13 protein-coding genes are annotated in these 20,530 nt (G+C 62.1%); 11 read left to right on the forward strand and 2 right to left on the reverse strand.

The features are described 5' to 3' along the window. Nucleotides 1-41: 41 nt before the first annotated feature. From AB4O16_RS02030 to AB4O16_RS02045, 4 genes are all read left to right on the forward strand, one after another. On the forward strand, nucleotides 42-977 hold the full coding sequence (locus tag AB4O16_RS02030; RefSeq protein ID WP_160386774.1) for an ABC transporter permease: 936 nt from the start codon (nucleotides 42-44) through the stop codon (nucleotides 975-977). A gap of 28 nt (nucleotides 978-1,005) precedes the next feature. Beyond that, a complete protein-coding gene (locus tag AB4O16_RS02035; RefSeq protein ID WP_160386773.1) occupies nucleotides 1,006-1,797 on the forward strand; it encodes an ABC transporter permease in 792 nt (263 codons plus the stop codon). A 5-nt stretch (nucleotides 1,798-1,802) separates the two neighbouring features. Next, nucleotides 1,803-2,882 (forward strand): ABC transporter ATP-binding protein, encoded by a 1,080-nt coding sequence (locus AB4O16_RS02040; RefSeq protein WP_460156849.1) that lies wholly within the window; start codon nucleotides 1,803-1,805, stop codon nucleotides 2,880-2,882. Between the two features lie 127 nt (nucleotides 2,883-3,009). After that, the gene (locus AB4O16_RS02045) at nucleotides 3,010-4,596 is read left to right on the forward strand and encodes a GMC family oxidoreductase (RefSeq protein WP_460156850.1); all 1,587 of its coding nucleotides are present in this window, start codon (nucleotides 3,010-3,012) and stop codon (nucleotides 4,594-4,596) included. A 195-nt stretch (nucleotides 4,597-4,791) separates the two neighbouring features. Here AB4O16_RS02045 and AB4O16_RS02050 read toward each other — a convergent pair whose 3' ends face one another. Then, a complete protein-coding gene (locus AB4O16_RS02050) occupies nucleotides 4,792-5,796 on the reverse strand; it encodes a helix-turn-helix transcriptional regulator (protein WP_160386770.1) in 1,005 nt (334 codons plus the stop codon). 80 nt (nucleotides 5,797-5,876) lie between these two features. Further along, a complete protein-coding gene (betT, locus tag AB4O16_RS02055; protein ID WP_460156851.1) occupies nucleotides 5,877-7,850 on the reverse strand; it encodes a choline BCCT transporter BetT in 1,974 nt (657 codons plus the stop codon). A gap of 323 nt (nucleotides 7,851-8,173) precedes the next feature. Between betT and AB4O16_RS02060 the strand changes: the two genes are divergently transcribed. The 7 genes from AB4O16_RS02060 (at nucleotide 8,174) to AB4O16_RS02090 (ending at nucleotide 20,388) form a co-directional block, all read left to right on the forward strand. Then, complete coding sequence (locus AB4O16_RS02060; protein WP_460156852.1) at nucleotides 8,174-9,241, forward strand: alpha/beta fold hydrolase; 1,068 nt, start codon at nucleotides 8,174-8,176, stop codon at nucleotides 9,239-9,241. Nucleotides 9,242-9,717: 476 nt separating this feature from the next. Further along, nucleotides 9,718-11,208, forward strand: coding sequence for a DUF1254 domain-containing protein (locus AB4O16_RS02065; RefSeq protein WP_460156853.1), 1,491 nt, complete (start codon nucleotides 9,718-9,720; stop codon nucleotides 11,206-11,208). Nucleotides 11,209-11,222: 14 nt separating this feature from the next. Continuing rightward, nucleotides 11,223-12,713, forward strand: a complete 1,491-nt coding sequence (locus AB4O16_RS02070) for a DUF1254 domain-containing protein (protein ID WP_160386766.1) — start codon at nucleotides 11,223-11,225, stop codon at nucleotides 12,711-12,713. 871 nt (nucleotides 12,714-13,584) lie between these two features. Next, a complete protein-coding gene (locus AB4O16_RS02075; RefSeq protein WP_460156854.1) occupies nucleotides 13,585-15,456 on the forward strand; it encodes a DUF1302 domain-containing protein in 1,872 nt (623 codons plus the stop codon). A gap of 16 nt (nucleotides 15,457-15,472) precedes the next feature. After that, nucleotides 15,473-16,825 carry a DUF1329 domain-containing protein gene (locus AB4O16_RS02080; protein ID WP_460156855.1) on the forward strand — a complete coding sequence of 451 codons (1,353 nt, stop codon included), beginning with the start codon at nucleotides 15,473-15,475 and terminating at the stop codon, nucleotides 16,823-16,825. A 75-nt stretch (nucleotides 16,826-16,900) separates the two neighbouring features. Then, nucleotides 16,901-18,034 (forward strand): WD40/YVTN/BNR-like repeat-containing protein, encoded by a 1,134-nt coding sequence (locus AB4O16_RS02085; RefSeq protein ID WP_460156856.1) that lies wholly within the window; start codon nucleotides 16,901-16,903, stop codon nucleotides 18,032-18,034. After that, the gene (locus tag AB4O16_RS02090; protein ID WP_460156857.1) at nucleotides 18,031-20,388 is read left to right on the forward strand and encodes an efflux RND transporter permease subunit; all 2,358 of its coding nucleotides are present in this window, start codon (nucleotides 18,031-18,033) and stop codon (nucleotides 20,386-20,388) included. The genes AB4O16_RS02085 and AB4O16_RS02090 overlap by 4 nt, the downstream gene beginning before the upstream one ends. The last annotated feature ends 142 nt before the right edge of the window (nucleotides 20,389-20,530 follow it).

The raw sequence follows: 20,530 nt of genomic DNA on the forward strand, positions 1-20,530 counted from the left end.
GCGCCCTCGTTATCGAAACAAAAAGCAAAGGCACAATCATCATGAACGTAGTCAACAACAGCGAGCCCATCCTCCTCGATGACAGGGATTCAAAGGCTGGCAAACACGTGAAAATCGACAAGAAAACACTCAGCGGCTATCTACTGGCATCACCGCCCCTGTTCTTCCTGGTGGTGTTCTTCCTCATTCCGTCGCTATTGCTGCTGGTCGCGAGTTTCTGGACCGCCAAGACCTTCAGCATGGAACCTGCGGCAACCCTGGCCAACTACGCCAAGGCCTTGAGTGCCACCGGGTTCTACGACTCGCTCTGGATCGCCCTGCAGAATGGCTTCTGGACCGCGGTGCTGTCGACGGTCATCAGTGCCCCGGTCGCCTACTACATTGTCTACCGCACGCGCTCCAATGCCGTGCTGTACCTGGCCCTGGTTTCCTGGTTCTCCAGCTACCTGGTGCGGGTCTACGCCTGGCGCTCGATCCTGGGCACCAACGGCGTGATCAATTCCACCCTGATGCACCTGGGCCTGATCGACCAGCCACTGGAATGGCTGGTCTTCAGCAAGTTTTCAGTGGTGTTGACCCTGGTGCACATCATGCTGCCCTTCACCCTGCTGCTGTTGGTGTCGGGCTTGCGCGACATCAAGCGGGACTACCTCGAAGCCGCCGCGGACCTGGGTGCCGGCGGCGCCACCATCCTGTGGCGGGTGATCATGCCGATGGCGCACAAGAGCATCGTCAGCTCGTTCATGTTCACCTTCGTGCTTGCCGCCAGTGACTACGTCACTCCCCAGCTTTTGGGCGGCCGTGACGCGATGACCACGGGCCTGGTGATCGCCAACCAGTTTCGCTCGGTCGGCAACTGGCCACTGGGTGCTGCGATGGCCTACTTGCTGCTGCTGGTTTTCATGCTGGTCTATGCGTTGCTGCTGGGTGTGTTGCGGGCTGCAAACCTGGCACCCGGCAAGCGTTACCACGACTGATGACCGCCCATAAAAAAGGTAACTCGCCATGATCAGGCTCTTCACTTACGTCTACATGCTGTTTCTTTATGCGCCCATCGCGATCATCGCGCTGTTCAGCTTTCATTCGTCGGCCTCGCTGTCGTTCCCCTTCGAAGGCTTTTCGACCCAATGGTACGAAGCGCTGTTCAGCAGCCCGGACTTCATGACGGCATTGACCAACAGTGCCATCGTCGCCGCGGGCTCGGCCATCCTGACCACCGTGCTGGGAACGTTCTCGGCCCTGGCGCTGATGCGCATGAAGGGCCGGATCAAATCCATCTTCGCCTTCATGAACTTCGCTCCGATCGCCCTGCCCGGTCTGTTCCTGGGGATCGCGCTGGTGATTTTCTTCTCGTTGATCGGCCTTCCGCGCTCTCTGTTGACGGTGATCATCGGCCATACCTTGTTCACCTTCCCGTTCTTCGTCGAGTCCGTGCGTTCTCGCCTGGAATACTTCGATCTGTCGTTCGAAGAAGCCGCACGTGACCTCGGCGCGTCGCCGCTCAAGGCGTTCTGGCTGGTGACGCTGCCGATCATCGGCCCGACGATTGCCGGTGCCGCGATCCTGGCGATCGCCCTCTCCCTGGACGAGTTCCTGATCACCGTGTTCGTCACCGGCAGCGACACCACGTTGCCACTCATGATTCTTTCGATGATGCGCCGCGCCGTCAGCCCAACCATCAATGCCGCCTCGGTGTTCATGCTGGTCGTGACCATTGCCATCATTGTCATTGCCGGCCTGGTCATGACCCTGCGCCGTCGTCGTCTCGAACTTGAACGTGCTGAAACTGCAGAGTAATCGCCATGACCAACAGTATCGAACTGACCGGAATATCCAAGAGCTACGGCAATCTGACTGCCCTGGGCAAAGTCGACCTGACCGTAAAGCGCAACGAAATCCTGACCCTGCTCGGCCCCAGCGGCTGCGGCAAAACCACACTGATGCGCATCATCGCGGGCTTCGAGGAACCGACCACCGGCAAGGTCGTGATCGACGGCAAGGACTCCACCGCGCTGGCGCCGGAACATCGCCCCGTCAACATGGTGTTTCAGAAGTACGCGCTGTTTCCGCATCTCGATGTCTTCGACAACGTGGCGTTCGGGCTGCGCCTGAAAAAGAAACCTCGGGACGAAATCAAGCGTGAAGTGACCAAGGCGCTGGAGCTGGTGCAACTGGAAAGCTTCAAGAATCGCTGGATCTCCGAGCTCAGTGGCGGCCAGGCGCAGCGGGTCGCCCTGGCCCGGGCGCTGGTCAACCGCCCCGCCGTGCTGTTGCTCGACGAACCCTTGGCGGCCCTGGACCTGAAGATCCGCCACCACATGCTCAACGAGATCAAAAGGATCCACGAAGAGACCTCGACCACTTTCGTCTACGTCACCCATGACCAGGACGAAGCGATGATCCTCTCCGACCGGGTGGTGCTGTTGAACAAAGGCGGCATCGAGCAGATCGGTGGGCCACAGGAGATGTACTGGTCGCCGCGCACCTTGTTCGCCGCCAAATTTTTCGGCGACACCAATATCGTCAACGGCACCTATGGGCCGGCCGATGCCAGCAGCGGTTATGTCGAGCTTCCGTTCGGACGCTACGCACACACGGCCAAGAACACCCTCGGTGCCGGGCCGGTCAATGTGTCGATCCGTCCGGAAACCATCGGCCTCGAGCCTGCCCTGGGCAAACCGCTGGCCAACGGGGCCTTTGCCGGGAAAGTCAAAGACACGTCGTTCATCGGCAATCGGGTGATTTACCGCGTCGCCGTAGCCGGCGGAACCCTCGACCTCAAGTGCCAGCAGCTGCCTACCCCCGGCAGCCTCACACTGCCGCCCGGTGCGGATGTCGCCCTGACCTGCAAACCGGACAGCTTCGTGGTGATACCCGTCTGAACAGCTTTCGTTTGAACGACAAGCCCTGCGGCATTTCGCGCAGGGTCTGCGATTAGCGCCAACGCTGGATCACCTCTTCACCAAGAGTCTGATCCGGCGTTTTTTTTGACCTGAACGGTGAACAACAATGGTCCAATATATCGTGGTCGGGGGTGGGTCAGCCGGGTGCGTCATCGCCTCGCGCCTGAGCGAAGACAAACAGGCGTCGGTCGTGCTGCTGGAAGAAGGGCCGAGAGACACCCACCCGTTCATTCATCTGCCGGTGGGCTTCTATAAAACCAGCCAGGGCAACCTGGTGGAACGCTACCCCTGGGAGCCACCGGCCGGCTATATCGGCACGCCGAATCCGACCATGGTGCAGGCCCGGGTACTCGGCGGCGGCAGTTCCGTCAACGCCATGGTGTACTTGCGCGGGCAACCTGCCGACTACGACAGTTGGGCCGAGGGCGGTGCCAGGGGCTGGGCCTACAAGGACGTCCTGCCGTTCTTCAGGAAATGCGAAAGCAATGACCGTTTCAGCAACGACGCCCATGGCACCGGCGGCCCGCTCGGCGTCTGCGATCAACGTTTTACCCATCCCTTGACCAAGCTCTGGCTACAAGCCTGCCAGCAGGCTGGGCTGGCCTATAACGCCGATTTCAACTCCGGGGTGCAGGACGGTTGCGGGCTGTATCAGATCAACGCCAGCAACGGCCTGCGATCGAGCACCTCGGTGGCCTATCTGAAACCCGCACGGCGGCGCCCCAACCTGACGGTCAAGACCGATTGCCGGGTGTTGCGCATCCTTGTCGAGAACGGTCGCGCCATTGGCGTTGAATACCTCGAGAAGAACCGTCGCCAGGTGCTGCGGGCCGATTGCGAAGTGATTGTCAGCGCCGGAGCGATCAACACGCCAAAACTGTTGATGCTGTCGGGCATTGGTCCGGCCGCTCACCTGCACGACAAAGGCATCAGGGTCATCCATGACCTGCCGGGGGTCGGACAGAATTTGCAGGATCATATCGAGGTATCGCTGATCAATGAACTGCGTCGCCCCCTGAGCTACGACAAGTACAAGAAGCCGCACTGGAAGATCGCCGCCGGCTTGCAGTACGCCTTGTTCCGACAAGGCCCGGTGACCTCCAACGTGGTCGAAGGTGGCGCCTTCTGGCGGACTTCCCTGGCCGAGAACCGTGCGGACGCCCAGTACTGTTTCATGGCCGGGGCCGGCGTCGAGGACGGTGTAGGTTCCGTCCCCGGTGGCAACGGCTGCACCTTGAACGTGTGCCAGACCCGCCCCCGTTCCAGCGGCTTCCTGCAACTGCACAGCGCAGACCCCATGGACTTGCCCCGCATCGAGCCCAATTACCTGGCCGACCCGTTCGACCTGGAGTGCATGGCGCAGGCCACCGAGTTTGGTCGGCACATCATGTCCCAGGCCGCATTGGCCGGCCACATTCAGCGCGAGCACATGCCCGCGGAACCTTTGCGCACACCAGATGACTATCGACGATTCGTACGCCAGCACGCCCACGCTGCGCTGCATCCGGTAGGCACCTGCAAAATGGGTACGGACGCCATGGCGGTGGTGGACAACCAACTGCGCGTACACGGGATCGATGGCCTGCGGATCGCCGACAACTCCATCGCACCGAGCCTGTGCTCCAGCAATACCAATGCGCTGGCGATCATGATCGGCGAAAAGGCGGCTGATCACATTCAGCGCGCCGGGTAACCCGGGCAAAGGCGCAATACCTGTAGGAGCCGGCTTGCTGGCGATGGACTCAAGAGCGCCGTGTTTTTCCAGTTTGCACGCGTTATCGTTAACGACCATCGCGAGCAGGCTCGTTCCTACAGGGTTGGGTGGGCGCCACTGGAAATCGCCCTGCACCTGCGCCCCGACGCACCACGCCGGGTGACCGCCCAATGATCAGTCTTCTGACGTATGTTGGCCCCGCCAGTTTCTCGGAGAAAACCCGGTCCACTGCTTGAAATGCCGACTGAACACCGAGACATCGGCATAACCCAGGTTCAACGCCAGATCGGTGATGCTGGTTTTGTCCCGCAGCAGGTTTTGCTTGGCGATTTCCAGGCGGGTTTCCTGCAGCAACTGACTGAAACGGCTGCCTTCGGCCTGCAGGCGTTTTTGCAGGACCCGCGGTTGCAGGTCCAGTGAGTTGCTGACCGCCTCGATGCTGCACTCGCCCGTGTGCAGGAGGCCGCCGATCAGATGGCAGACTTGCGCCTTGAGGTTGTCCGGGTACTGGTGCTTGAGCAGTTGCATGCGATGCAGCAGGTGTTCGCGCATCAGTTCTTCATTGGCTTGCGGCGAACGCTTGAGAAACTCCAGCGGAAAACTGATGCCATCGAAGCTGCTGTCGAAACGCAGCCTGCCGTAGACACCTGCCGCCTGCCACAGGGCGCTTTTCGCCGCGCCTTGTTGCAGATGGAGGCGGATCTGCGGGCTGTCGACCCCGGCGAGGATCTTCACGGCATTGAACAGTTGCGCCGCGCTGAGCTGGCTCAGTTGCAGCAGACCGCTGTCATTGCTGAAGTCAAAACTCAAGCGAACCTCGGCGCGCTCGCCCCGCTGGCCTATCTCCAGGTGCAACCCGCTGGCATGCAGGTACAGGTATTGCCGGGCAAAGCTCAACGCGTCCCCCACCGTCGGCTGCCGGCTGCCGGACAAGGCAACGTCGCCAATCGCCAACAGGTTCTGGCGCGACGCCAGGCGCAGTGCGAACAGCGGCTCCTGGCATTGACGCGCGGTTTCATCGAGCAGGTCGGCGGTCTTCTCGTAAGACAGGTAGCTGTTGGGTTGGCGTAACTGGGCCACGACCATGCCGGCGTCACGCAACAGGTTCACCGGATTCTGGCCAAGTTGCGACACCAGGGTGCTGTAGCCCTCGATTGCGCCACTGCGTAGTAGAAACATCGTCCGTAGCCATCCGCGTCAAGATTCGCAATAAAGCAAGTTTTGCGCCCCGCAAGTCAACTCCATTGTCGACCGCTGTCTCAGCGCACCACATGCAAGTAATGCAAGTGACGCTCGTACTGGTCGAGGATATCGCCGATGACGTCCTCGCGGCTCCAGCCCATCAGGTCATAGTCCTGGCCGCCCTCGCGCAGGTGCACTTCGGCACGGAAGTATTTGCGCGCGTCGGAGCCATCGTCGCCATCGCGAATGACAAAACTCGGCGTGGTAAAGGCACGCGGGCGCACCTCGTAGAGGAAGCGCCCCTCCCCGCCATGGTTCACTTCCAACGCCACACTGCCCTCGGCGTTCTCGTTGACCGTGACCTCATAGCCTTGCTTGCGCAGCTCGACGGCAACCTCCTCGCAGGCAGGCTTGACCACTTCTTCGATGAAGCGCCGGACATGGGCGCGCCTGGGCAGCATGGCGATATTGCGCAGGCGCCGTTGCCAGCCGCCATGGGGATGCCGCGCATGGTGCTGGCCCGGCAACGCCTGGGTGCGCAGCCCGCGCCGCGTGGCGTCCAGGCTCAGCGCCTTGAACAGGCCCCAGATGGATGCCAGCAGAATGATCGAGAATGGCAGTGCACTGGCGATCGTCGCGGTCTGCAGTGCCTTCAGGCCGTTGGCCAACAGCAACGCGATCGCTACCACGCCGATGCACACCGACCAGAAAATACGCTGCCACAGCGGCGAGTGGTCATGCCCGGAGGATGCCAGCATATCCACCACCAGCGCGCCGGAATCGGCGGAAGTGACGAAGAACACCACCACCATCAGCACGGCCACCATCGACACCACGCCGGAAAACGGGAAGTGCTCGAGGAAGGCGAACAGTGCCAGTGAGCTGTCCTGGTCGATGACGCTGGCCAAGTCCTTGACGCCTTCGTTGAGCACCATATGGATCGCCGAATCACCGAAGATGGTCATCCACAGCAGGGTGAAGCCGGCCGGCACGAACAGCACGCCGCAAACAAACTCGCGGATGGTCCGGCCGCGGGAGATGCGCGCGATGAACAGCCCGACAAAGGGCGACCAGGACAGCCACCAGCCCCAATACAGCAGCGTCCAGCCGCCGATCCAGTCGGTGGGCTCGTAGGCATAGAGATTGAAGGTCTTGTTGACGATGTCCGACAGATAGGCGCCGGTGTTCTGCACGTAGGCCTGCAACAGAAAGACCGTAGGCCCCAGCAGCAGTACGAAGACCATCAGCACCACGGCCAGCCCGAGGTTGATTTCCGAGAGGATGCGAATGCCCTTGTCCAGGCCGCTGGCGACCGACAAGGTGGCCAGCGCGCATGTCGCCGTGATCAGGATCACTTGCACCGTGGTGTTCACCGGCAGGCCGAACAAATGATGGAAGCCGCTGTTGATTTGCAACACGCCATAACCCAGCGACGTCGCGACACCGAACACGGTGCCGAGGATGGCGAACACATCCACGGCATGGCCGATCGGACCGTAGATGCGTTCGCCGATCAACGGATACAACGCCGAACGCAGTGTCAGCGGCAGGCCGTTGCGAAAGCTGAAGTAGGCCAGGATCAACGCGACCATGGCGTAGATCGCCCAGGCGTGCAGGCCCCAATGGAAGAAGGTGATCTTCATCGCCTCACGGGCAGCGGCGACCGTACCGCCCTCACCCACTGGCGGCGAGGTGAAGTGCATGACCGGTTCAGCCACGCCGAAGAACATCAAGCCGATTCCCATGCCCGCGGAAAACAACATGGCGAACCAACTGCTGTTGCGGTAGTCCGGCACGCTGTGATCCGGCCCCAGCTTGATGTCGCCGTAGCGACTCACGGCCAGGAACACCACGCTGATCAGGATCAGGGCGACCGACAGAATGTAGAACCAGCTGGCGTTGGTGTTGATCCAGCGCTGAATGTCGTCGAATTGCGACTGGGCCTGGGTTTGAAACACCACGGCATAAAGCACCAGCAGCAAAATGAGAATCGCGCTGGTGTAGAAAACCGGCGGATTGAGCGTACTCTTCGGCTTGGCAGGGCTGTCCATGAAAGCATCGTCTCCTTTGCAGCGGGGCATTCGAAGGTTCAGCCCAACAGCTACCTGGGCTCCGGCTCATCGAGTGTAGTTGCTTCCCCGGCTCAGGCAGCGCTCAGGTTTGCGCTTGTCGGGTGACCGTTGCCAAGTCTTCCACGATCGACTGCGCCGATCCGCCGTGTATCACAGTGTGTCAGCGCAACCTCTCGATACACAGACTTTCATCCGGCGGGAGATTGGACACAGGCCGGATACGTTGCCGCGTTTCAATGCAAGCAAGGTTTGCAGGGGCACAGACCGCACCCCTGACCCATGGCTGGTAATGGAGACAACCCATGAAGATGGCACTGCGCAACAGCAACACCGGCAAGACCCGCCGCCACCTGGCCGGCCCTTCGATTCTCGCGCTCACCCTGTTCGGCGTGCTCGGCGCGGCCCAGGCGCAAGCGGCCGCCACCGTGCAGCCAGTTGCGGCTCCCGCCGCGTCCACGCAAGCGCTGGCCTTGCCCTTCGGAGCGCTCAAGCACGTCAACGCGGGCCTGCTGGACGTGGCGTACGCCGAAACAGGCCCGGCCGACGGGCCGGTGGTGATCCTGCTGCACGGCTGGCCATACGATATTCACAGCTATGACCAGGTTGCGCCGTTGCTGGCCGCCAAGGGCTATCGGGTGCTGATGCCGTATGCGCGTGGTTATGGCGATACGCATTTCCTCTCCGACAAGCCCCTGCGCAATGGCCAGCCGGCTGCGCTGGCCAGTGATGTCATCGACTTCATGGACGCGTTGAAGATCAAGCAAGCGGTGCTCGGGGGGTATGACTGGGGTGCGCGTTCGGCCGACATCGTCTCTGCGCTGTGGCCGGAGCGGGTCAAGGCGCTGGTCTCGGTCAGCGGTTACCTGATCGGCAACCAGGCGGCCGGCAAGAACCCGCTGCCACCCAAGGCGGAATTGCAGTGGTGGTATCAGTTCTACTTCGCCACCGACCGTGGTCGCGCCGGTTACGAGAAAAACACCCACGACTTCGCCAAATTGATCTGGCAACTGGCCTCACCAAAATGGGCGTTCGACGATGCCACCTTCGACCGCAGCGCCCAGGCGCTGGAGAATCCGGACCATGTCGACATCACCGTGTTCAACTACCGCTGGCGCCTGGGCCTGGTCCAGGGTGAAAGCCGCTACGAAGCGCTGGAGCAGAAGCTGGCCATGGCGCCGTCCATCAGCGTGCCGACCATCACCCTGGAAGGCGACGCCAACGGTGCGCCGCACCCCGCCCCCGAGGATTACGCCAAGCGCTTCACCGGCAAATACGAGTTCCGCCTGATCAACGGCGGCATCGGCCACAACCTGCCGCAGGAAGATCCCCAGGCGTTCGCCAAGGCGGTGATCGATGCCGATCATCTTTGACCAACGTGGGCACGATCCCTTGCTGGCGATGTTCGTCAACGATAACGCGTGCAAACAGGATAAACGCGGCGCACCTGAGTCCATCGCCGGCAAGCCGGCTCCTACGGGTATCGCGTGTTTCGAACGGTACGTGGTCCCTTGTAGGAGCCGGCTTGCTGGCGATGGTCGTCAACGATAACGCGGATAACCCGAATGAACGCGCCGCCCTTGAGTCCATCGCCAGCAAGCCGGCTCCTACAGGTGTCGCGTCGTCGGTGATTCCCGGGATTGACGCGGTCTTTTGTAGGAGCTGGCTTGTCGGGTCGCCGCATCGCAGCGATGGTCGTCAACGATAACGCGTGTAAACGGCATAAACGCGGCGCACCTGAGTCCATCGCCGGCAAGCCGACTCCTACGGGTATTGCCGGGGCAAACATTGAGCTATCTTGTCTGCGACTCACCTGCATCAGGTGACTGCCAACAAGTAAGGACGCTTCATGAATAGTTTGCCCCGGCGCCATGCCCTCTTCGCCCTGACTCTCGCCAGTACGCTCACAGCCGCTGCCCTGTCGGGCACTGCGGTTTACGCAGCGCAAGCCACGGCTGCAGCCCCGGCCGCCAGCGCTGTCTCAGGCCCTGTTACCGGCACCAAGGTAACTGAACCGTACGTACGCATGATGGCGCGCGAGGCGTATTTCTGGGGTTGGCCGATGGCCAATATCTTCAATCGTCGCCAGGCGTTCAAGAACCTGCCCGAGCCCGGCTTGATGGGCGGCATCGTGCCCATAGCGCCGATCAACCGATTGTCGATGCTCAGCGACTACATCGACCCGGCCGAGCGGCTGGTGGCCTGTCCGAACCAGGACGTGGTGTACGGTGCCGGCAGCATCGCCCTGGACATTGAGCCGGTGGTGCTGCAAGTGCCGGACTTCGACGGCCGCTTCTGGGTGTATCAGGTGGTGGACCTGCGTTCGGACAGCTTCGCCGAACTGGGCAAAATGTATAACACCCAGCCAGGTTTCTACCTGCTGGTCGGCCCGGACTGGAACGGCAAGGTGCCGCCCGGCATCAAACGGGTGTACCGCGCGCGCACCAACACCGGGTTCGTGATCCCGCGGGTGTTCCAGGACGATACCGCCGCCGACCGCCAGGCCGTGCAGCCGGCATTGGCAGGCATCGACATGTACCCGCTGTCGCAATACGACGGCAAGGTCAAGAAACGCGACTGGAGCAAACAACCGAAATTCCCCGCCCAGGCTTCCGAAGGCAATGCCGAAACCAAATGGGTCGACCCGGAGAAGTTCTTCGACGAACTGCCGGCCCTGCTCAAGGACGCCAAGCCATTGCCTGGCGAAGAAGCCCGCTACGCACAAATGGCCGCCCTCGCAGCCATCGCCAAGGCCGACCCGCAACTGCGCGCTGCAATGATCGACGAGGCGAAAAAGGCCGACAGCGAAGTGATCGATCCGCTGTTGCAGTTCCGCAACTACGGCCTGCAACTGCCCAACCACTGGAGCACCGTCAGCAACGGCGCGGCGTTCGGCACCGACTATTTCACCCGGACCGCCGTGGCGCGTTCGAACATATTCGTCAACCAGCAGAAAGAGACCAAATACTTCTACCAGGATCTGGATGAGAACGGCCTGCACCTCAACGGCCAGTACGGCTACAGCGTCACGTTCGCCAAAGGCAAGCTGCCGCCGGTCAAGGGTTTCTGGTCGCTGACGCTGTACAACGAACAGCACTTTTTCGCCCCCAACGACCTCAAGCGCTACTCCATCGGCACCAAGAACAAATCCCTGCAAACCAACCCTGACGGCTCGCTGACTATCTATGTTCAAAGCGAATCGCCGGGCAAGGACAAGGAAAGCAACTGGCTGCCCTCGCCCAAAGGCGCCGAATTCTCGCTGTACATCCGCGCCTACTGGCCGCAGGCCGATGCCCTCGATGGCGACTGGACCCCGCCGGCCGTGGTGAAAACCAATTGATAAGGACTTCGACGATGAACGCAGCCAGCAAAACGCTGACCGCACTGGCGTTGGCCGTTTCGGTCAGCCTCGGCGCCCAGGCGGCCACGCACTATGAACAACTGGCGGACCTGCCCTTCGCCGGCGGTTATCCAACCCTTGAAGGCGTGGCCCAGCTCAAGAACGAGTTGCTGTTCCAGCGCGCCGTGCAGTCCTACATCTGGGCACTGCCGGCACTGAACATGTACGCCATGAAGGAAGGCTCGGAAAAAACCTTCGGTGCCGGCTACAACGTGCTGCCGATCTGGAAAGACCGGCTCAACGCCAAGACCCTGGTGACCACGCCGAACTCCGACGTGATCTATGCCATGGGTTACCTGGACCTCAAGCAGGACGGCCCGATGGTGATCGAAGTGCCGCCGGGGATGCAGGGCATTCTCGACGACTTCTTCCAGCGCCCGATCTGCTCCGAAGGCCAGATCGAAGGTCGCCAGTGGTGCGGCGATGTCGGCCTGCCCGGTCCGGACAAAGGCAAGGGTGCCAAGTACCTGGTGCTGCCACCGGATTACACCGGTGACGTGCCTGCGGGCTACCTGACCTACCGTTCGCGCACCTACAACGTGTTTGTGTTCTGGCGCGGTTTCTTCAAGGACCCGAAACAGCTGGAGGCACCGGTCAAGCTCATGGAGCAGACACGCATCTATCCGCTGGGCAAAGAAACGACGGCGAAAAAGATGGAGTTCCCCAACGCCTCGAATATCCCGGTCAACATGCTCTACCCCACCGATGGCAGCGCGTTCGACATGCTTTCGCGGTTTATCGACCATGAATATGTCGACCCGCAGGACATGGAAATGCGCGGCATGCTTGCCGCCCTGGGCATTATCAAGGGCAAGCCGTTCCAGCCGGATGCGGCGACCCGCGACCTGCTCGACAAGGCCGCCAGGACCGCGAGCAAAATGGGCCACGCCACTTCCTACACCCCGCAAACCATCGTCGCCAACGGCACCTGGTATCCGGACCGCAAGTGGCTGAACGTCTTCCCGGGCAACGCAACGTTCACGGCCGACACCTTCAACTACATCGACCCGCGCACCGGCTTCTTCACCAATGCCTACTCGGCCAGCCCGGGCATGGCGGTCAACATGGAGAACGTCGGCGCCAAGTACCCTGCTACCTTCGTCGACGCCAAGGGCGAGTTCCTCTCGGGCAGCAACGGCTACACGCTGAACCTGCCCAAAGGCATTCCAGCGGCGTTGTTCTGGTCGGTGACCGTGTACGACTCGATCACCGCATCGGGCGTGGACAACGGCCAGCCGTTCCCGTCGTTGAACACCATGGACAAACCCCTGGTGAATGCCGACGGTTCGATTGACCTGCACTTCGGGCCGGACTCACCGGGTGAAGGCAAGAACTGGATTCGCACCCTGCCGGGCAAAGGCTACTTCGTGATCCTGCGCCTGTACGGCCCGACCAAGGCGTTTTTCGACAAGGCCTGGAAACCCGGTGATTTGCACAAGCAATAACCCGTGATGCCGTGAACAAATGAGCGCCCAGGTGGCGCTCATTTCATTTGGGTCACGCAAACCCCCTGTAGGAGCGGGCTTGCTGGCGATAGCGCAGTGTCAGTCAACATCGATGCCGGATGTACCGGCCTCATCGCGAGCAAGCTCGCTCCCACAGGTTTCAGTGGTGTCCTCAGATTTCGCGTCCGACACCGATCAACTGTGGGAGCGGGCTCGCTCGCGATAGCGAAGTGTCAGTCAACATCAATGCTGGCTGTACCGGCCTCATCGCGAGCAAGCTCGCTCCCACAGGTTTCAGTGGTGTCCTCAGATTTGGCGTCCGACACAAATCAACTGTGGGAGCGGGCTTGCCCGCGATAGCGGAGGGTCAGTCAACATCAATGCCGGATGTGCCGGCCTCATCGCGAGCAAGCTCGCTCCCACAGGTTTCAGTGGTGTCCTCAAATTTCGCGTCCGACACAGATCAACTGTGCGGGCTTGCCCGCGATAGCGGAGGGTCAGTCGCCATCAATGCTGGATGTACCGGCCTCATCGCGAGCAAGCTCGCTCCCACAGGTTTCAGTGGTGTCCTCAGATTTCGCGTCCAACACCGATCAACTGTGGGAGCGGGCTTGCCCGCGATAGCGGTGGGTCAGTCAACATCAATGCTGGCTGTACCGGCCTCATCGCGAGCAAGCTCGCTCCCACAAGCCCCCCTGTCAGCATTTGGTAAGTCCCTGGCGTGAAATGCGCTGAAATCCCCCGCCTCGCTATCCATCATCTCCCTCAGCTTGTCCACCCTGGCGCTCGTGCGTGATGCACAGGCGTCGAGGCCCCAGGTAAACCGCGCCTGTTTCAAGCCCCCAACAATAAAAATCAGGAGGGCATCTCTATGACCCCAATCCGTGGTCGCACCTTGCTGGCCCGTACTGCGTTAGTCCTCTCGCCGCTGTCGCTGGCTGTCATGCAGTCGGCGCACGCCGGTGAGTTTCAATGGGGAGAAGTCACCGGTCGTGCCAACGGCAGCATCAGCGTGGGCGCCGTCTGGAGCGCCGAGAACCCCAACGGCAATTTCATCAACCAGGCCAACGCCGACAGCATCGGCCATGGTCATGCCGGGCAGTTCAACCCCAACAGCGCGCGCAACGTCGACGACAGCCGACTGAACTGGGGCAAGGGCGATCTGGTGTCCTCGCCCATCACCGTGCTCGGCGAGATGGAACTGAACTGGAAAAACTATGGCGCGTTCATTCGCGGCAAGACCTGGTACGACTACACCCTGAACCACCACAACGTCGACTTTGGCCATTCCTCCAATGGCTACCAGGCCAACAGCACGCTCGATGACAGCCACTTCGACGAGCTGGCCAGATTCCAGGGCGTGGCGCTGCTCGATGCCTACGTATTCGGCGATTTCGAGATTGCCGATCACCCGCTCAACGCCCGGGCCGGTAACCAGGTGGTCAACTGGGGCGAAGGCCTGTTCTTCCAGAACGGCATCAACGCGATCAACCCGGTCGATACCGCCGCCCTGCGCCGTCCCGGCTCGCAACTCAAGGAAGCGCTGGTGCCGGTGCCGATGCTCTATGGCAACCTCGGCCTGACCGACAACCTGAGCCTGGAAACCTTCTACCAACTGCAATGGAAGGCCTCGACCCTGGAAGGTTGCGGCACGTTCTTCTCCAGCAACGACTACATCACCGACGGTTGCTACGGTGTGCCGCGCGCCGGTGCCAATGATCCGGCCTCCTACGCGGCCGGCCAGTACATCACCCGCGGGCCAGACAACGATCCCCGCAACAGCGGCCAGTACGGCATGTCGCTGCGCTATTTCGCCGACGCCATCGACACCGAGCTCGGCGCGTACGCCATGAACATTCATTCGCGCACGCCCTACGCCAGCATCAACACCGACCTTTACGGTCCGACGGGTGCCGGTTGGCGCGATCCCAACCTGGCCCCCGGCAACGCGGCGAAAAACGCCAGCTACTTTGCCGACTTCCCGGAAGACATCCGCATTTTCGGTTTGAGTTTTTCCACTAACCTGTGGGGCACCTCGGTGTTCGGCGAGTACAGCTATCGTCCCAACCAGCCGGTGCAACTGGCGACCGGTGACCTGATCCCGGCCTTCGCCGGTAACGCTGCCGGCACCGCCGCGCTCATCGGCCAGCCGCTGACCCTGGGCAACGACGCCATCAATGCCGCGCCGGGTTCTGTCTACAACGGTTACGACCGCCTGAAGATTTCCCAGTTTTCCCTGGGCTTCATCAAGTCGATCCCGCAGGTGCTGGGCGCCGACAGCCTGAACCTGATGGGCGAAGCGGCCATGAAGTACATGCACGACCTGCCGGCCCCGTCGGACCGACGCTACAACAAGACCGAAATCTACGGCAGCAACCTGGCGGACGGCAGCGCGGCCGGCTGTGCCGGTGGCGTCACCGTGCAGCAATACAAGCAGTACGGCTGCACCCGGGACGGCTACACCACCCAGTTCTCCTGGGGCTATCGCCTGCGCGCCCAGTTGAACTACCCGGGGGTATTCGCCGGGGTCAACCTGTCGCCGTTCATGGCATTCGGCCAGGACGTCCAGGGCTGGTCCTACGACGGCAACTTCGTCGAAGACCGCTTGCTGGGCTCGGTCGGCCTGCGTGCGGACTACCTGCAGGACTACTCCGCCGAGGTGTCCTGGTCGGGCACCGGCAACACCCCTTTCGCGCCCACCGACAAGGATTTCATCTCCCTCAGCCTGCGCATGGGCTTCTAGTACACGAGATTTCAGCATGAACCCTAAAAAACTGTTTCGCCTCACCCTCCTCGGCGCCTTGATCAGTGTCGCCAGCACCCAGGCACTGGCCGCCCTCGATGCCAAGGACATCGCCCGCCTGGGCACCGACCTGACCCCGGTCGGCGCGGAAAAGGCCGGCAACGCCAGCGGCAGCATTCCGGCCTGGACCGGCGGCCTGAACGCCGCGCCGGCCGGTTACAACCCGGCCCAGGACTACGTCGACCCGTACGCCGGCGAAAAACCGCTGTACACCGTGACCGCCGCCAACATGGCCCAATACAAGGCCGAGCTGACGCCGGGCTACCAGGCCATGTTGCAGAAGTACCCGACCTTCAAGATGCAGGTCTACCCGAGTCATCGCAGCGCGGCCCTGCCGCCAAGCGAGTACGCGGAAATCCGCAAGGAAGCGGCCACCGTGTCCCTGGCCGACAATGGCAACGGCATGGTCAATTACCAGAGCACCTCGGTGCCGTTCCCGATCCCCAAGACTGGCCTGGAAGCCATCTACAACCACATGGTCCGCTACCGCGCCGGTGGCTATCACTACTACCCGACCGAAATGGTGGTGCAGGCCAACGGCAAGTTCACCCCGGTACGCCGTGACGTCTCGGTGATGATGGCGTCGGCCATGGGCAACCCGGAACCGAACCGCCTGTATTACTACCTGGGCAAGGTCACCTCGCCGGAAAGCGTGGCGGGCAGTCAGAACCTGGTGCACGAGCCCATCGACCAGACCACCGAGACGCGCCTCGCCTGGACCTACAACCCGGGCCAGCGCCGGGTGCTGCGCGCACCGGAAATCTCCTACGATTCGCCGGTAGCGACCTCCGAAGGCCTGCGCACCAACGACATGATCGACATGTTCAACGGCGCGCCCGACCGCTACGACTGGAAGCTGGTCGGCAAGAAAGACATGCTGGTGCCGTACAACACCTACAAACTGGCCTCACACACGCTCAAGTACGCCGACATCATCCAGCCCGATCACCTCAATCAGGACCTGATCCGCTACGAGCCGCACCGCGTCTGGGTGGTAGAAGCCACGCTCAAGCCGGGTCAGCGTCACATCTACGGCAAGCGCGTGTTCTACATCGACGAAGACACCTGGGGGATCCTGGCCGCGGACCTGTACGACGGTCGCGGCGACCTGTGGCGCGTGCAGGAAGCCCACAGCCTGCAGCGCTATGACGTGCTCTCGGCGATCCACATCAGCGACGTTTCCTACGACTTGCAGGCTCGTCGCTACATCGTCTCGGGTCTGGAAAACGAAGAAAAACGCGCCCGGTTCGGCATCAAGGCCGAGCTCAAGGACTTCAGTACCGCCGCCCTGCGCCGCAGCGGTCGCTGAGCCTTTCATTGTCGGTCGGGCGGTCAGCCCAGGTTGACCGCCCGCTTTCCGTATCCCCAGAAAACAGGGTGCTGCATGACACTCAAGTTCCCCCTACGCCCCGCTTTCGCCCTGCTGCTTGGGCTGGGCGCTGCGTTCGCCGCACAGGCCGCGCCCCTCGATGACCGGCTGGAGCGCCCGTCGCAGCCCTCGGCACTGGCGAGCCGAGCACTGCTCACCGATGTTCAGACGGTCGGCGAGCGCCAAGTCATGGTCGGCGCCGCCGGCCATATCCTGCTGCGCGATGCCAACGGACAGGTGCAGCAGGCCCGGGTGCCGGTCGACCTGCTGCTGACCGCCGTGCAGTTCGTCGATGCCCGCAACGGTTGGGCCGTCGGTCACGACGGCGTGGTCCTGCACAGTGCCGACGGCGGCGAGTCGTGGAGCAAGCAACTCGATGGCCGTGCGATCAATCCGTTGTTGCTCAAGGCCGCCGAAGAGCAAGTCGCCCGCGCGCAACAAGCGGCGGATGCCGCAGCGCAAGACGAGCAACTCGCCACGGCACTCGACAACGCCCGTTTTGCCCTCGACGACGCGCAAGCCGCCGAGGCCGCCGGCCCATCGCGCCCGTTACTGGGCCTGTGGTTTCGCAATGCCCGCCAAGGCTGGGTCGTTGGTGCCTACGGCGTCTTCCTCAGGACCGACGACGGCGGCGCGTCCTGGCAGCCGGTCAGCGGCCTGGACAACCCGGATCGCCTGCACCTGAACACTGTGCTGGGCCTGGCCGATGGCAGCCTGCTGGTGGCGGGCGAAGGTGGCCGTCTCTATCGCAGCACCGATGGCGGTGAGCACTGGCAGGCGGCGCAACAGCCGACCGACGCCTCGCTGTACGCCCTGGCAGAGCTGCACGGCGGCCAGGTCATGGCCAGCGGTTTCGGGGGCACCTTGCTGGTCAGCGATGACCACGGCGCCAGCTGGACGCCTCGCGAATTACCGGTCAAGGCCAGCCTGTACGGCATCAGGCAGTTGTCTTCAGGCGCCGTGGTGCTGGCCGGCCAGGCGGGCGTTCTGCTGTACAGCACCGACGGCAAAACCTTCGAGCAATGGCGCTCGACCGGCAAGGCTGCGCTGCTCGATGTCAGTGAAACCCGGGCAGGCCAACTGCTGCTGGTCGGCAATGCCGGCCTGCAAGTGCTGCCCATGATCCCCTTCAAGGAACACGCAAAATGAACGCCCCCCTCCATCAGGAACCGACCCCAGTCGGCGCCATGCAACGTGCCGTGGGCTTCACCGAGCGCCTGCTGTTCGGACATCGCCTGCTGGTCCTGGCTTTTTTCGCACTGGCCTCGGTGGTGCTTGGCATTGCCGCGCTGTCGTTGCGTCCCGACGCGAGCTTCACCCGGATGATTCCCGACGGGCATCCGTTCATTGCCAATTACCTGAAGTTCGAAGACGTGCTGCGCCCCCAGAGCAACGTCCTTCGTGTGCTGGTGGAAAACCCCAAGGGTGACATCGTCAGCAAGGAGTTTCTCGAGACCCTGCGCGAGGTCAACGACAAGGTTTTCTATATCCCGGGCGTGGACCGCAGCAACCTCAAGTCCTTGTGGACGCCCAATGCCTTGTGGTCGGAAGTCACCACCGAGGGCCTGCGCGCCGGCCGAGTGATCCCTGACACCTACGATGGCAGTGCCGACTCGCTGGAACAGGTGCGGCGCAACATCCAGCGCGCCAACATGATCGGCAGCTTCGTCGCCAATGACTTCAAGTCGGCGATCATCCGCGTGCCGCTGCTCGAACGTGACCCGCAAACCGGTAAGCCGCTGGACTACGGCGCGCTCACCCAGGCCTTGGAAACCCAGGTGCGCGAGCACTTTGCCGGGCAAGGCGTGACGATCCGGGTGATCGGCTTTGCCCAGATCATCGGCGACTTGCTCGCCGCCGCCAGCGACATCGCGTTGTTCTTCGCCCTCACGGTCGGCCTGATCAGCGCGTTGCTGTATGGCTATTGCCGGTGCTGGCGCAGCACCGCGGTCACCGTGCTGACCTGCCTGCTGACGGTGGTCTGCCAATTGGGCCTGCTCAGCCTGTTGGGCTTTGGCCTCGATCCGTATTCGATCCTGGTGCCCTTCCTGATATTTGCCATCGGCATCAGCCACGCGGTACAGAACATCAACCTGATGATGAGCGAGATGAGCCACGGCGTGACGCCGGTCGAAGCCTCGCGGCGGACCTTTCGCGCCCTGTTCATTCCCGGCACCACTGCCCTGTTGGCCGACGCCGTGGGTTTCATCACCCTGCTGGTGATCGACATCGGCGTGATCCAGCAGTTGGCGATCACCGCCAGCATCGGCGTGTTCGTGGCGATCTTCACCAAGATGTTCCTGTTGCCGGTGCTGATGTCCTGGGTCGGCGTCAGTCCCCGGGGCATGCGCCAGCAACTCAAACGCAGCGGTTCCTCGTGGCCGGTGTTTCGCCGGGTGGCGAGCATCGTCCAGCCACGTCGTGCCACGGCGTTGATCGTGGTCAGCCTGATGCTGCTCGGGGTCGGCTATTACGCACGCCAGGACCTGAAGATCGGCGACCTCGACAAAGGCGCCCCGGAGTTCCGCCCGGAATCGCGCTACAACCAGGACAACGCCTACCTGCTCGACCACTACACCACCAGCACCGATGTGTTCGTGGTGATGTTCAAGACCCCGGCAGAACAGTGTTCGCGCTATGCCGCCGCCGACCTGGCCAACCAGTTCGAGCAGCACATGCGCGCGGTGCCCGGCGTTGAGTCGGTGCAATCGCTGTACAACGCGATGCGCTTCAACATCCTGGCGCGCAACGAGGGCAATCCGAAATGGGCGGAGTTTTCCCGCGACCAGTTCGTGATGAACAACGCCCGCTCGAGCGTCTCGGGCGAGTTTGTCGACCCCGACTGCAGTGTCGCGCCGATCAGCCTGTACCTGGCCGATCACAAGGCCGAGACCCTGAGCCGTGTAGTCAATGCGGTGAACGCTTTCACCGCCCGCTACGACACTGGCGACGTCCAGATCCTGCAAGCCGCCGGCAATGCCGGGATCGAAGCGGCGACCAACATGACCATCGAGCAATCGGAAAAGACCATGCTGATCCTGGTGTTCGTGATCATCAGCCTGGTGGTGTTGTGGGAGTTCCGCTCGCTCAAGGTGACCTTCGCCCTCATGGCGCCGTTGTACCTGTCCACGGTGTTGTGCGAAGCGGTCATGGCGAAAATGGGCCTTGGGGTGAAAATCGCCACGCTGCCGGTGATTGCCCTGGGCGTGGGGATCGGCGTGGACTACGGGATCTACCTGTACAGCCGCATCGAAGGCTTCCTGCACCAGGGCTTGAAATTCCAGGCCGCGTTCTTCGAAGCGCTGAAGACTACCGGTACCTCGGTGGCGTTCACCGGCATCACCCTGGCGCTGGGTGTGGCGACCTGGTCGTTCTCGGTGCTCAAGTTCCAGGCCGACATGGGCCTGCTGCTGGTGCTGTTGTTCCTGTGGAACATGGTCGGTGCGCTGCTGTTGATGCCGGCGCTGGCGTCGATGCTGATGTTCGACAAACACACGCGGTAGGTTTGGCAAATGCAAAAAGGGCAGCCAATGGCTGCCCTTTTTTTGGGCTTCACTGGTTTGGAGGTCCCTTGTAGGAGCTGGCTTGCCAGCGATGGTCGTTAACGATAACGCGGGTAAACCGGATAAACGCGGCGCACTTGAA

The sequence above is a fragment of the Pseudomonas sp. S2_H10 genome, assembly GCF_054668285.1.

Bases quoted from the DNA above. Each gene is read 5' to 3' on its own strand.
- AB4O16_RS02030 (WP_160386774.1), top strand. From the start codon at position 42: ATGAACGTAGTCAACAACAGCGAGCCCATCCTCCTCGATGACAGGGAT.
- AB4O16_RS02035 (WP_160386773.1), top strand. From the start codon at position 1,006: ATGATCAGGCTCTTCACTTACGTCTACATGCTGTTTCTTTATGCGCCC.
- AB4O16_RS02040 (WP_460156849.1), top strand. From the start codon at position 1,803: ATGACCAACAGTATCGAACTGACCGGAATATCCAAGAGCTACGGCAAT.
- AB4O16_RS02045 (WP_460156850.1), top strand. From the start codon at position 3,010: ATGGTCCAATATATCGTGGTCGGGGGTGGGTCAGCCGGGTGCGTCATC.
- AB4O16_RS02050 (WP_160386770.1), bottom strand. From the start codon at position 5,796: ATGTTTCTACTACGCAGTGGCGCAATCGAGGGCTACAGCACCCTGGTG.
- betT (WP_460156851.1), bottom strand. From the start codon at position 7,850: ATGGACAGCCCTGCCAAGCCGAAGAGTACGCTCAATCCGCCGGTTTTC.
- AB4O16_RS02060 (WP_460156852.1), top strand. From the start codon at position 8,174: ATGAAGATGGCACTGCGCAACAGCAACACCGGCAAGACCCGCCGCCAC.
- AB4O16_RS02065 (WP_460156853.1), top strand. From the start codon at position 9,718: ATGAATAGTTTGCCCCGGCGCCATGCCCTCTTCGCCCTGACTCTCGCC.
- AB4O16_RS02070 (WP_160386766.1), top strand. From the start codon at position 11,223: ATGAACGCAGCCAGCAAAACGCTGACCGCACTGGCGTTGGCCGTTTCG.
- AB4O16_RS02075 (WP_460156854.1), top strand. From the start codon at position 13,585: ATGACCCCAATCCGTGGTCGCACCTTGCTGGCCCGTACTGCGTTAGTC.
- AB4O16_RS02080 (WP_460156855.1), top strand. From the start codon at position 15,473: ATGAACCCTAAAAAACTGTTTCGCCTCACCCTCCTCGGCGCCTTGATC.
- AB4O16_RS02085 (WP_460156856.1), top strand. From the start codon at position 16,901: ATGACACTCAAGTTCCCCCTACGCCCCGCTTTCGCCCTGCTGCTTGGG.
- AB4O16_RS02090 (WP_460156857.1), top strand. From the start codon at position 18,031: ATGAACGCCCCCCTCCATCAGGAACCGACCCCAGTCGGCGCCATGCAA.